The 12,484-nt window shown below is 35.6% G+C and carries 12 protein-coding genes and 1 tRNA gene; 12 read left to right on the top strand and 1 reads right to left on the bottom strand.

Annotation, left to right across the window (positions count from 1 at the left end; all coding sequences use genetic code 11):
• Nucleotides 1–12: 12 nt before the first annotated feature.
• Nucleotides 13–990, bottom strand: a complete 978-nt coding sequence (locus EL260_RS23730) for an acyltransferase family protein (RefSeq protein ID WP_123857940.1) — start codon at nucleotides 988–990, stop codon at nucleotides 13–15.
• 198 nt (nucleotides 991–1,188) lie between these two features.
• On the opposite strand from EL260_RS23730, the gene EL260_RS23725 reads away from it, so the two are divergent.
• The 12 genes from EL260_RS23725 (at nucleotide 1,189) to EL260_RS23670 (ending at nucleotide 12,460) form a co-directional block, all read left to right on the top strand.
• A complete protein-coding gene (locus tag EL260_RS23725) occupies nucleotides 1,189–1,668 on the top strand; it encodes a lipocalin family protein (protein WP_123857939.1) in 480 nt (159 codons plus the stop codon).
• A gap of 179 nt (nucleotides 1,669–1,847) precedes the next feature.
• Complete coding sequence (gene leuS, locus EL260_RS23720) at nucleotides 1,848–4,661, top strand: leucine--tRNA ligase (protein WP_123857938.1); 2,814 nt, start codon at nucleotides 1,848–1,850, stop codon at nucleotides 4,659–4,661.
• Between the two features lie 240 nt (nucleotides 4,662–4,901).
• The gene (locus EL260_RS23715; RefSeq protein WP_123857937.1) at nucleotides 4,902–5,765 is read left to right on the top strand and encodes a MotA/TolQ/ExbB proton channel family protein; all 864 of its coding nucleotides are present in this window, start codon (nucleotides 4,902–4,904) and stop codon (nucleotides 5,763–5,765) included.
• Between the two features lie 57 nt (nucleotides 5,766–5,822).
• Nucleotides 5,823–6,431, top strand: coding sequence for an ExbD/TolR family protein (locus tag EL260_RS23710; protein WP_123857936.1), 609 nt, complete (start codon nucleotides 5,823–5,825; stop codon nucleotides 6,429–6,431).
• 10 nt (nucleotides 6,432–6,441) lie between these two features.
• On the top strand, nucleotides 6,442–7,008 hold the full coding sequence (locus EL260_RS23705) for an ExbD/TolR family protein (RefSeq protein WP_123857935.1): 567 nt from the start codon (nucleotides 6,442–6,444) through the stop codon (nucleotides 7,006–7,008).
• Nucleotides 7,009–7,035: 27 nt separating this feature from the next.
• Nucleotides 7,036–7,878, top strand: coding sequence for an energy transducer TonB (locus EL260_RS23700; protein ID WP_123857934.1), 843 nt, complete (start codon nucleotides 7,036–7,038; stop codon nucleotides 7,876–7,878).
• A 77-nt stretch (nucleotides 7,879–7,955) separates the two neighbouring features.
• Nucleotides 7,956–8,153, top strand: a complete 198-nt coding sequence (locus EL260_RS23695; protein WP_185145928.1) for a C4-dicarboxylate ABC transporter — start codon at nucleotides 7,956–7,958, stop codon at nucleotides 8,151–8,153.
• Nucleotides 8,143–9,021 carry a PstS family phosphate ABC transporter substrate-binding protein gene (locus tag EL260_RS23690; RefSeq protein WP_123857933.1) on the top strand — a complete coding sequence of 293 codons (879 nt, stop codon included), beginning with the start codon at nucleotides 8,143–8,145 and terminating at the stop codon, nucleotides 9,019–9,021. Before EL260_RS23695 ends, EL260_RS23690 begins: the two co-directional genes overlap by 11 nt.
• A 90-nt stretch (nucleotides 9,022–9,111) precedes the next feature.
• Nucleotides 9,112–10,764 carry a tetratricopeptide repeat protein gene (locus EL260_RS23685; RefSeq protein WP_123857932.1) on the top strand — a complete coding sequence of 551 codons (1,653 nt, stop codon included), beginning with the start codon at nucleotides 9,112–9,114 and terminating at the stop codon, nucleotides 10,762–10,764.
• Nucleotides 10,765–10,846: 82 nt separating this feature from the next.
• Nucleotides 10,847–11,566, top strand: coding sequence for a bacillithiol biosynthesis deacetylase BshB1 (bshB1, locus tag EL260_RS23680; protein ID WP_123857931.1), 720 nt, complete (start codon nucleotides 10,847–10,849; stop codon nucleotides 11,564–11,566).
• Nucleotides 11,567–11,601: 35 nt separating this feature from the next.
• Nucleotides 11,602–11,677, top strand: a tRNA-His gene (locus EL260_RS23675).
• Between the two features lie 348 nt (nucleotides 11,678–12,025).
• Entirely contained in the window at nucleotides 12,026–12,460 is a 435-nt protein-coding gene (locus EL260_RS23670) for a hypothetical protein (RefSeq protein WP_123857930.1), read from the top strand.
• Nucleotides 12,461–12,484 lie beyond the last annotated feature (24 nt).

The raw sequence follows: 12,484 nt of genomic DNA, 5'->3' as shown, positions 1-12,484 counted from the left end.
ATATCGGTAAAATTATAAAAATCTTTTTTCATAAAGGTGCCATGAAGCGATTCCTATTCCAATAACTACAAACATACATAGAATACTCATGAGATATGGGTTGTAATTAGCAAAAAGTCCTAAAGTAGCAAATACCCTGATGATAGGGAAGTGGAAGATATAGATTCCGTATGTAAAATCCCCGTATTTTCCAAAATTATTTAGGAACTTAAAAGAATAAGCAATGTACAGAACAATAATACTAATCATCATAGGCGAGAATAGTTTTATTTTAAAAATAAGATCAATCCAAACCGTAAGGATAGCAACAATGAATAGGGTATTTTTATGCTGAATAAACTTATCAAAATGAAAATACAGAAGCATTCCGCCAATAAAATAGCATAATGAACCTGGAAGCTGTCTTGAAAGCGCTGCTTTTCCAGCCATTTCAAAATAATTGAGGTAAACCAGAGATAGGAAATATAGAACAATCAGACTGGTGGTGCGGTATTTATTATTTTTTCCAAAAAGTAAAAACATCAGGGGAACGGCTATGTAAAAACACATTTCTATCTTAAGTGTCCACAAAGCCCCGTTTACGGCCTGATTTCCAAATACACCTGGAAGCCATGGAGCTTTAAAGTTGAGGAATATTGAATTCCAGAACAGATATTTGTACACCTGTGTATTGCTGAAATATTCAGAGAAAGGTAAAGTACTTACCAGACTTAGCAATATAGCGCAAAGGAATACAACAAGTAAATAAGCGGGGACAATCCTGTTGAATCTCTTTTTAGCGTAGCTTTTTAGGCTGGAAGACCTTTCGTAGCTTCTTGCAATTAAGAAACCACTCACAATGAAAAACGAAAAAACGGCAACTTCAACAGGGCTGTGTGTTAAAAATAAAAGCTTTTCAGAGGCGCTAAGCGCACCCAAATGTCCAACAAAGACAATGAAAGCGAGGAGAACACGGATGAAGTCAAAATTGTTTTTCGTTATAGCCTGCATTTTTTTTCTTTCCTACAAAAATAACTTTTTTAATAAAACGGAGATGTTTTCGTATGTTCAAAATTTGTTAAATAAAGGCAATATGGCCTCTTACTGTTTTAAAATATGTATAAATAAAAGCCGATGAAATAATTTTTCACAAAAAATAGTAATATAAATCAAAAAAATTATAATTTTAGCGCTTGAAAAAATTGATCTATGAAGAAATTAGCACTACTATTTTTTGGTTTATCATTATTGGTAACTACCGGCTGTAATAATAGCAATGATATTGTTATAGATGAACCTGTTATTGGACTCTGGCAACCGCTAAAAGAGGTGGTTACTACCGTTGAGGTAGGGGAGCAGCCAATTTCAGATGTGATTACATATACCGACTGTCAGAAACAATCCAGATGGTGGTTCAGTACGGAAATAACCGGGAAAAGAATAGATGTGGAGGATCCTACTACAGGAACAGCCTGTAATATTTTACCTGATAAAAACTTTACATACTCATATGATAAAAGCGGTAAAACCCTTCAGATCAAATATCAGGGAGTGGTAGCACCTGTGAATACGAAAGTTATGACACTGGATGCAACAACGCTCAATTTATCAATAAGAGAAGAAACCGAAGATCCTACGATATACAAAACAAGAACTATTACTTTTAAAAGAGTGAACCCTCAATCTTAATAGTGTCCTTCAAGATATAATAAAGGTCTCATCTTCGGGTGAGACCTTCTGTTTTACAGGGAATGGTAATTCATCATAAATTAAATTTCTATTTCCTTTAAAATCATTATTTTTGTGAATCTTGTTTTGCAAGAAAAACAATTCGATATTAAAGTCTAACATATAAACATCTATATAAAGTGTTTTACGATCATCAGCAGATAGAAAAAAAGTGGCAGAAATACTGGGAGGATAATCAAACGTATAAAACTTCCAACAATACCGATAAACCTAAATTTTATGTACTCGATATGTTTCCGTACCCATCCGGAGCAGGACTTCACGTAGGACATCCGCTAGGATATATTGCGTCAGATATCTATGCGAGATATAAAAGACACCAGGGGTTTAACGTTCTCCACCCGGTAGGTTATGATAGCTTCGGGCTTCCTGCTGAGCAGTATGCAATCCAGACAGGACAGCATCCGGCTATTACTACAGAACAAAATATTAACAGATACGAAGAACAGTTAAAAAAGATCGGATTCTCATTTGATTGGAGCAGAGAAGTAAGAACATCTGATGCCTCTTATTATAAATGGACCCAGTGGATCTTTATTGAGCTGTATCACTCTTGGTATAATAAAAATACAGATAAGGCAGAATCTATTGAGACCTTAATCAAACATTTTCAGGAAAAAGGAACAGAAGGATTAATTGCCAATCAAAATGATGAATTGAATTTCACCGCAGAAGAATGGGCAAATGCTTCCGATATAGATAAAGAAGATATCTTATTAAACTATCGTCTTGCTTACAGAGCAGAGACGACGGTAAACTGGTGCCCTGCTTTGGGAACTGTTTTAGCAAATGATGAGATAAAAGACGGAAAATCCGAAAGAGGAGGATTTCCTGTATTCCAAAAGAAAATGATGCAGTGGAGTATGAGAATCTCTGCTTATTCTGAAAGACTGTTACAAGGTCTTTCTACATTAGACTGGCCACAGCCGTTGAAAGATGCTCAGGAATACTGGATCGGGAAATCTCAGGGAGCACAGGTTCAGTTTCAGGTAGAAGGTCATAATGAAATTGTAGAGGTTTTCACTACAAGGCCTGATACCATCTTTGGAGCAACCTTTATGGTGTTGGCTCCGGAAAATCCTTTAGTGGATACTATTACTACAGAGGCTCAAAAAGCAGAAGTAGATACTTATATAGAAGAAACTTCCAAGAAAACCGAAAGAGACAGAATGTCTGACGTGAAAAACGTGAGCGGAGCTTTCACGGGAAGTTATGCAATCAATCCGTTCAGCGGAGAAAAAATGCCAATCTATATTTCAGATTATGTATTGATGGGATATGGAACAGGAGCTGTAATGGCAGTTCCTGCCCATGACGAACGCGACCACAGATTTGCAAAGAAATTTAATTTAGAAATTAAAAAAGTAGTTGAAACAGAAGAAGATGTTCAGGAAAATTCTTTTGACTCTAAAGACTCTGTTTGTGTAAACTCAGATTTCTTAAACGGATTACATTATGCTGATGCCAAGTCCAAAATAATTTCTGAAATTGAAACGAAAGGTATCGGTCACGGAACGACGAACTACAGACAACGTGATGCTATTTTCTCCAGACAACGGTATTGGGGAGAACCGGTTCCTATATATTATAAGGATGGAATGCCATACACATTACCCGTTTCTGCATTACCATTAGAACTTCCTGAAGTTGAAAAATATTTACCAACCGAAGATGGAGATCCACCACTAGGAAATGCTAAAACATTTGCATGGGATGAGGTGAATAAGAAAGTCGTTTCTACAGATTTAATTGATGACCAAACAATATTCCCATTAGAATTATCTACTATGCCAGGTTGGGCTGGAAGCTCTTGGTATTTCCTTAGATATATGGATCCGCAAAATGATGGAGAATTCAGTGCAAAGAACCTTTCAGATTATTGGGGACAGGTAGACTTATATATAGGAGGTAGTGAGCACGCAACGGGTCACTTATTGTATTCCCGTTTCTGGAATATGTTCTTAAAAGACAGAGGATATATCAATCATGATGAACCTTTTCAGAAATTAATCAATCAGGGGATGATCCTTGGGATGAGTGCATTCGTATATAGAATTGACGGTACTAATCAATATGTGTCTAAAAATTTAGCAAACCAATATCAGACTCAGCAGATCCATGTTGATGTAGCTTTATTAAAAGGAACATCTGATGAATTGGATACTGAAGCATTCAAAGCATGGAGACCAGACTATGCTCATGCAGAATTTATTTTGGAAGATGGAAAATACATCACAGACCGCGAAGTAGAAAAAATGTCCAAGTCAAAATACAATGTAGTAAACCCTGATGATATCTGTGAAGAATATGGAGCAGACGGGTTAAGATTATATGAAATGTTCTTAGGACCATTAGAGCAATCCAAGCCTTGGAATACACAAGGACTAAGCGGAGTATATGGTTTCCTTAAAAAATTCTGGAATCTTTATTTCAATGGAGATGTATTTGAAGTTTCTGATGAAGAGCCTACAAAAGCTGAGTATAAAGTTTTACATACCTTAATAAAGAAAGTTGTTTATGATATTGAAAACTTCTCATTCAATACCTCAGTATCATCATTTATGATTGCTGTAAATGAACTTCAGAAATTAAAATGTAACAAACGCAATATTTTAGAGCCGTTAGCCGTTATCATCTCTCCATATGCACCCCACATCTGTGAAGAATTGTGGAGTTTATTGGGACATGGTACCTCTATCGAATTCGAGAAGTTTCCGGCATTAAACGAAGATTATCTAATCGAGGATGAAATTGAGTATCCGGTAAGTGTAAATGGTAAAATGAAGTTCAAAATTTCTCTTTCAGCTCAATTATCTGCTAAGGAGGTAGAAGATTTGGTGATTTCAAATGAGAAAATGCAACAGATTTTGGAGGGCAAAACCCCTAAAAAAATCATTGTAGTCCCTCACCGTATTGTGAATATCGTAATTTAAAAAAAAATTAACATTGGGAAATTAAAAAAAATGGGTGTCTTATTTTTTTGATTTTTTAATCCAAATGTTAATTTTAAGAAAAATAAATAAAATTTTTACGAATAATTATAATATCAAAATCGTATTAAAATTTCTTTATGAAAAAAAAGCAAAATGTTTAATTAAGACTCTTGCATTTTAATTAATTTTGCCTTTAATTTACACCCTGTAAAATTTTAAAACAATATAATTTAGTTAAATATGGAAATGAATGTTTCAAAAAATGATGAGCAAGTAGTTGCTAGAAAGGCGGGAGGTTTAAATCCGGCTATTATTATTCCTATCCTATTAGTTATAGGGATTTGTATTTGGTTATTCGTTTTAGGTAATCCAGGTAATTTTAAAGCTGATCCAAGATTAGCAGGAGCATCAGTTGCTTTTTCTGATGTAGAAGGTAAAGAGATGCACCCAGAAGGATTCTTAGGGATGATCTATATGGGAGGTATTATTGTACCATTACTTGTAACATTCATGATTACTGTAATTGTTTTCTCATTTGAAAGATACTTTGTATTAAACAAAGCTTCAGGTACAGGTAGCGTAGACAACTTTGTAGTAAAAGTAAGAAGCTTACTAAACGGAAACAAGATTGACGAAGCTTTAGAAGAATGCGACAGACAACAAGGTTCTGTAGGAAATGTTGTAAAAGAAGGTCTTACGACTTACAAAGCACTTGCTCACGATACTACTTTAAATAAAGAGCAGAAGATGGTAGCACTTAACAAAGCTATCGAAGAAGCTACAACTCTTGAGATGCCAATGCTTGAGAAAAACATGATGATCCTTTCCACTTTAGGTACTGTTGCAACGTTAGTAGCACTACTAGGAACGGTAATCGGGATGATTAGAGCATTCTTCGCATTAGGTGCTGGAGGAGGTACTCCAGATGCAGCAGCTCTATCAATCGGTATCTCTGAAGCCTTGATCAACACGGCATTAGGTATTGGTACTTCTGCAGTAGCAATTATTCTTTATAACTTCTTTACTTCTAAAATTGACGGATTAACTTATAAGATCGACGAGATCGCTATGAGCATCCAACAGTCTTTTGCTGAATTCCACTAAGATGGAACTGTGTTTTGCACAATAAAAGAAGTTTAAAAAATAATTATATAAAAAATAATGGCGAGAATTAAACCAAAAAGACATGGAGTAGTTACGGACATGACCGCGATGTGCGACGTTACGTTCCTATTACTTACATTCTTTATTATGACCACGCAGTTTAAAAAACCTGATGTGGAGCAGATCAAACCGCCATCTTCAATTTCGGAAAAATTACTTCCTGATGCTAGTTTAATGACTATCAATGCTACACCGGACGGGAAATTTTATTTCCAGCCAGTAGAAAATGCATCAGAAAGACTTGCACTTTTAGATAAAATGGGTCAGAAGTATGGCGTTACTTTTGATAATAATCAAAAAGCAGCTTTCCAGAAAGTTCAGGCTATTGGAGTTCCAATGAACCAATTAAAAGGGTATTTGGATTTGCCTGAAGATGAGCAGAAAAATTACAAGAGTCCTTCAGGGATTCCTATGGATAGTACAAATAAGCAATTAATTGATTGGGTAAAAGAAAGTTTAAGCGTTAACCCTGACTACAAGTTAGCCATTAAAGGTGACGTTACAACAAAGTACCCTAAAGTTAAAAGCCTATTTGAGGGTTTAAGAGATATTGATTTTCTTAAATTTTGGTTGATTACATCACAAGAAGGTAAACCTAATGAATAATTAATAAGAAATGGCAGAAGTACAAGTACAGGATAAGAGTGCCAAGGGTGGCAAGGTTCGATCCAAGAAAAACAACCCCAGAGTCGATATGACTCCGATGGTTGACCTTAATTTCTTACTATTGATGTTCTTTATGTTTACGTCAACGTTTAGTAAACCGAATGTGATGGATTTGGGTCTTCCGGCTAAGCCGAAAGATGATAAACAAAAACCACCTCCAACAGAAATTAAACTTTCAAATTCAATTTCTATATTACTAGGAAAAGACAATAAAGTATTTTGGCACCAGCAGGATCAAACTTCCTTGAATGACCAAACTCTTATGGAAACTAGTTTTGACAGAGAAGGAATTAGAAAAGTAATTGAGCAGGCAAAATCTAGAGCTGCAGATCAAAGTAAATTTACGGTGATCATTAAGCCAACTGACGATGCTGTATATAAGAACTTTGTTGATATTCTTGATGAAATGGCAATTACCAAAAGTGAGCAGTACGGTGTTACTGATATCAAGCCTTGGGAAAAAGCTGTTTATGAGAAGAAAGTAGGTGGTGCTGCTGCACCGGCTGCTACAAAGTAATTTAACCATAAAATTGTTATTTTATCTATGGCAGATGAAAATGTATACAATCAGAATCTTACTTTAGACGAGATTGTATTTGAAAATAGAAACAAGGAATATGGTGCCTATGATCTTAGACATCAGTATCCTAGACTTCTGACAAAATCTTTTATTGTCGGAACATCTATATTCCTTTTGGTAGCTTTGTCTCCGTTCATCTATCTTACAATTAAGAATCTTACAGCTCCGCCTAAGACAGAAGTTAAGGCAGATCTTTTGAATATTGAGGAAGAGGACCCGATTATTGAGCAACCTAAAGAAGAAGAACCACCTCCACCACCTCCACCTCCAAAAGAGGAACCAAAAATTGAGGTAATCCAGAACGTGGTTCCTGAGCCTGTAAAAGCTCCGAAAATTGAAACTCCACCTCCACCAATTTCTAAGCAGTTGGAAACTACAACTGGTTTGAATAATCAGGAGGGAGTAAAAGCTCCGGCTTATACACCACCACCACCACCACCATCTACAGGAACAAAAACTGCTACTGTAGAAGTGAAATCGAATAACCCTAATGAAATCTACAAAGATGTAGACCAGTCTGCAGAATATCCTGGAGGTATGGGTGCATTAAGAAAGTTCTTAGGAGAAAACTTCGATACTTCATTAATGGAAGGAGGTGAAGGTACACTTAAAGCTAAGCTTAAGTTCGTTGTAGAAAAAGATGGAACTGTTTCTGCAGTTACTATTGAAGAGAAATCTCCAAATAGCGACTTCAACAATGAAGCAATTCGTGTAGTTAAGAAACTTAAAAAATGGACTCCTGCGAAAAGAAACGGGGAGAGCGTTAGATCTTACTATAGCGTACCATTTACTATGAACTTTGAATAATTAAACTTATTCATTCAGAATATAAATAAAAAGAGAGGCTTATGCTTCTCTTTTTATTTTTTTTGTATTTTTGTTACATGATGTTCAAATGGTTATCCCTCATCGCGGGATTGTTTTATATTGTTTTAGGAATTGTAGTCATGATCTACAGATTCTTTTTTACTATTTTAGACCCTATTGTTGCCTATGCTTTAGGTGGGGTATTCGCACTTTACGGTGTATTCAGAATCTATAGAGCCGTTTCACAAATCAAAAAATCCAGAGATGAAGAATAGTTTTTTTAAAACTGCAGCGGTTGTTGCTTTAAGTTTGATGATCGCTGGCTGCAAAAAAAAAGACGATAATGCTCCTTCTTATAATAAAGGTAATCTAACAATTTTTACGGACGGTTCTTTTCAAAGTGTTACAGAAGCATTGGCTGATGGTTATATGATCAGCTATCCTGAAACAAAGATTAAGGTCGAAACAAAAAAAGAAGATTTAGGTTTTATTGACTTATTAAATGATAAGGCAAAGATTATTGTAATGTCTCGAAACCTTAATGCAGAAGAGATCAAAACTTACGAAGAAAGAACTCAATTAAAATTTACTCCTGCAAAATTTGCAGCAGATGCAGTAGTTTTTGTGGTTCCAAAAGATTCTCCAAAAGAAAGTATCTCTATGGATGAGATCAGTAACGGGATGCTTTCAGAAAAGAAAGACTTTATTTTTGACGGAACGAATTCCAGTAATCTGAACTTTGTTGCTGAGAAACTAAAAAAACAACCTAAAGACCTTAAATTTTCCATTATTCCAGGAAATCAGAAGGTCATAGAGGAATTAGGAAAATATCCTGATAAAATAGGCGTTATAGGACTTAACACATTCAGCCGTCCTTACGATAATACCTCAGAGAAACTGAGAGAAATGGTTAAAGTTCTTCCGGTAGTAGATAAGGGCGTGATATATAATGCTGATCCTGAAGGGATTCGTTCGATGAAATATCCATTCACAAGAGTTCTTTATTTCATTAATAACGAAAGTGGATTCAATATTGCCAATGGATTTATAAGGTTTTCATGTACCCATTTGGGACAAAAAATTGTTCAAAAAGAAGGCTTACAGCCTTATAACCTCTACAAAAGAGAGGTACAGATGCGTTAAAAAATATAATTTCACAATTTAGCTACAATAAACAAAGTATTTTGGTCTGAAAATTGTGTAGAATATAACTCAATTATTAGAAAATATAAAATGAAAGATATAATGAATATGAATGTAAAGAAGATTGCTTTTGGAGCAGCCGTGGTATTTTTTACCGGTTTTGCCTCTGCACAGACATTGCAGGATGGTATTAACAGTATAGATAGTGATAAATTTGCTCAGGCAAAAACAAATTTCACTGATATGATCGCTAAAGAACCTACTGCTGAAAACTACTTCTATTTAGGAAATACTTTCTTAAAGCAAGGAGAGCCAGATTATGCAAAGGCTACTGAAAACTTTAATAAAGGATTAGCTGCAGATGCTAAAAGCTTTGTTAACAAAATCGGTTTAGCTACCGTAAAATTAGGAAAAGGCGATAAGAGTGCTGTTGCTGAAATTCAGAAAATAGTAACTGATTCTAAAGAAAAGGATGCTGAAGTATTATTTAGAGCTGCAGAAGCTTTAACTTTATTTGAAAAGAACAGTTCTCCGGATCTTGCGATCCAATACCTGACTAAGGCAATTGAAAAAGCTGAGAAAAAAGGAGTTCCTGCACATTACTATTATACATTAGGAGATGCTTACAGATTAAAAAGAGCTCCAGGTGAAGCAATGTCTGCTTATGACAAAGCATTGCCATTAGCTAAAAACAAGGCTTCCGTTTATACAAGAATGGCAACTTTATGGATGGCTGCACAAATATGGCAAAAAGCAAAAGAAAGTGTGGATAAAGCAATCGCTGTAGATCCTACCTATGCTCCTGCATATAAAGCATTAGCTGGATATGATATCAGATACCAGCAAAATGCAAAGGCTACACAAGACCTTATCAACTATACAAAATATGCTGACGAAGATCCATATACTCTGTTAGAGATTTCAAAACTTTATTTTACTAATGAAGATTATGCGAACTCTAAAAGTGTATTAGATAAAATTTTTGATAAAATCGAAGATCCTATCAAGTTCAAATTAAGAGCTTATCAGGATTATGCAGATAAGAACTACGAAGGTGCTAAGCAAAATATGGATACTTTCGTTTCTCAAGCAGAGAAAACCAGAGTATTGCCTGCTGACCAAGGTCTACAAGGACTTATCGCTGCAGGATTAGCAAAAGATGAAAAAGATGCTGCTAAGAAATCTGCTTTGACTACAGAATCTCAGCAGAAGATTGCTATTGCTAAAGCGGCAAAAGATGAGACGATGAAGTGGGATTTAGAATTGGCAAACATCGCTGGAGGTGGTGGTGCTTCTCAGGCTGAAGCTGATAAAGGACCTACAAACCCTGCCATTGAAGCGTTGAAGAAGCAAGTAGCTGCTAACAGCCAGGATTCTGATGCTTTATTTAAATTAGCAACCGCTTACCAGGATGTTAAAAACTGGAACGGAGCTATCCTTACATGGCAGAAAATGTCAGCGCTTCTTCCTGATTGGGCTCCGGCTTACTACAGCCAGGGGTATTCTTACCAACAGGCAGGAAACAACGATGCTGCTAAAATTGCTTACGAAAAGTTCATCAGTACTGTAAAACCTGCTGATCAGGAAGCTAATAAGCAGACGCTTGCATATGCTTACTTTGCGGTAGCTTATATGAGCAAAGATTCTGATATAGCAAAAGCAAAAGATTATGTTGCTAAATCTTTACAGTTAGATCCTACTTATCAGGATGCTGTAAAACTAAATGCAGAGATCAACAAGTAATTTAAAATTTAAATTATAGATATTAAAACTTCCCATTCGTAATGTTTGGGAAGTTTTTATTTTAAACCTTATCTTTGATCATATGAAAATCGATATACTTGCTTTTGGAGCACACCCTGATGATGTAGAATTAGGATGTGGGGGTACTATTGCCAAAATGGTTTCTGAAGGAAAAAAATGTGTTGTAGTAGATTTGACCAGAGGAGAACTCGGGACAAGAGGTACAGATGAAACAAGAAAGGCAGAAGCTGCAGATGCAGCAAAAATTCTTGGACTCTCCGCAAGAGAAAATCTAGGAATGAAAGATGGCTTTTTGGTGAATTCCGAAGAATACCAAATGAGGATTGTAAAAATGATCCGCAAATACAGACCGGAAATCGTCTTAGCGAATGCAATTGATGATAGACATCCAGATCATGCAAAAGGAGCGAAATTAGTGTCTGATGCGTGCTTTTTGTCTGGACTAAGAAAAATTGAGACCGTATTAGATGGAGAAGCTCAGGAAGTCTGGAGGCCTAAACATGTTTTTCATTATATCCAGTGGAAAGACATCAAGCCGGAGTTCGTTATTGACATTTCAGAATTCCTGGATAAAAAGATTGCATCATGTATGGCATATAAAACTCAGTTTTATGATCCAACCTCTAAAGAACCTGAGACTCCAATTACCACCAAAGACTTTTTTGAGAGCTTAACATACCGAGCACAGGATTTAGGCCGATTATCGGGAGTTACTTATGCTGAGGGTTTTACGTCGGAAAGATTAATTTCTTTGAAAAATTTTGATGGAATTGTTTGGTAGTTGAGGAAATTGTCCTATATTTGCACTCAGAAAACGGTGATTGTAGCTCAGTTGGTTAGAGCGTCGGATTGTGGTTCCGAAGGTCGGGGGTTCGAGACCCCTCATTCACCCAAAGAAAGTACACTTTTTGAAAGTGTACTTTTTTATTTTGCACCTATTTTGATGGTGAAATAATTCTTATTTTTTATCTTTTTCCTATAAGCTTTTCCCCACTATCTATTCATACTCCTCACGTCAGTACCTAAAAATGGCATTACTTGTTAGGTGCAATCGTTTTTTATCGGAGCTAAATTCATGAGTAATGACAATAAATAATGAGTTATAAGCATTAGCCTTTCTTTTTATCTGTATTTACAATTCATCTTTTATTTCCTTTTTCTTGATATTCGTCATGAAATCTCAAATTGATCCAATAGCGCTGAAAAATTTCATTATCTTTAGTCCACACTAAGTTCAAATATGGATATAAAAGTCACTGTAAAGCAGTTGGGCAGGAAGCATCCTGTTCTTTCGGAACAAAAAATTGAAATCGATTACGAAGATTCAGTTATCTCCTTAGAAAATTTATTAAAGCTCGTCGTTCATCAACAGGTAGTAGAGTTTAATGCTCAGTCATTTGAGCTTGAAGATGAAGATTATACCAAAATTCCAACGGACAATTATCTGAATATCCTTACAGATACCGGTAAGGTAGGTTTTGGAAGTATTTATAATCTTAAAAAAGCAGATGTGCAAAAAGCTCAGGATAATGCCATTCAGGCATTTGAAGACGGTATGTTTGCTGTTTTTTATAATGATGAACAACTTGAAAACCTTGACCAATCTATAGATCTAAGTCTACGACATCCATTTACCTTTATCAGGCTTGCATTTCTGGCAGGGAGTTATTGGTAAGCAAACTATACTAACAAACAAAAT

Origin of the sequence: Chryseobacterium nakagawai, from assembly GCF_900637665.1 — a bacterium.
GTDB classification, from domain to species: domain Bacteria; phylum Bacteroidota; class Bacteroidia; order Flavobacteriales; family Weeksellaceae; genus Chryseobacterium; species Chryseobacterium nakagawai.
Note: the sequence above shows the minus strand (reverse complement) of the source record. Positions and strands in the feature narration are given on the sequence as shown.

What these genes read in the sequence shown, in the direction of transcription:
- EL260_RS23670 (WP_123857930.1), top strand. Translation starts at nt 12,026, where the DNA reads ATGGATATAAAAGTCACTGTAAAGCAGTTGGGCAGGAAGCATCCTGTT.
- EL260_RS23695 (WP_185145928.1), top strand. Translation starts at nt 7,956, where the DNA reads ATGATGTTCAAATGGTTATCCCTCATCGCGGGATTGTTTTATATTGTT.
- EL260_RS23725 (WP_123857939.1), top strand. Translation starts at nt 1,189, where the DNA reads ATGAAGAAATTAGCACTACTATTTTTTGGTTTATCATTATTGGTAACT.
- EL260_RS23715 (WP_123857937.1), top strand. Translation starts at nt 4,902, where the DNA reads ATGGAAATGAATGTTTCAAAAAATGATGAGCAAGTAGTTGCTAGAAAG.
- EL260_RS23685 (WP_123857932.1), top strand. Translation starts at nt 9,112, where the DNA reads ATGAAAGATATAATGAATATGAATGTAAAGAAGATTGCTTTTGGAGCA.
- EL260_RS23690 (WP_123857933.1), top strand. Translation starts at nt 8,143, where the DNA reads ATGAAGAATAGTTTTTTTAAAACTGCAGCGGTTGTTGCTTTAAGTTTG.
- EL260_RS23730 (WP_123857940.1), bottom strand. Translation starts at nt 990, where the DNA reads ATGCAGGCTATAACGAAAAACAATTTTGACTTCATCCGTGTTCTCCTC.
- EL260_RS23705 (WP_123857935.1), top strand. Translation starts at nt 6,442, where the DNA reads ATGGCAGAAGTACAAGTACAGGATAAGAGTGCCAAGGGTGGCAAGGTT.
- bshB1 (WP_123857931.1), top strand. Translation starts at nt 10,847, where the DNA reads ATGAAAATCGATATACTTGCTTTTGGAGCACACCCTGATGATGTAGAA.
- EL260_RS23700 (WP_123857934.1), top strand. Translation starts at nt 7,036, where the DNA reads ATGGCAGATGAAAATGTATACAATCAGAATCTTACTTTAGACGAGATT.
- EL260_RS23710 (WP_123857936.1), top strand. Translation starts at nt 5,823, where the DNA reads ATGGCGAGAATTAAACCAAAAAGACATGGAGTAGTTACGGACATGACC.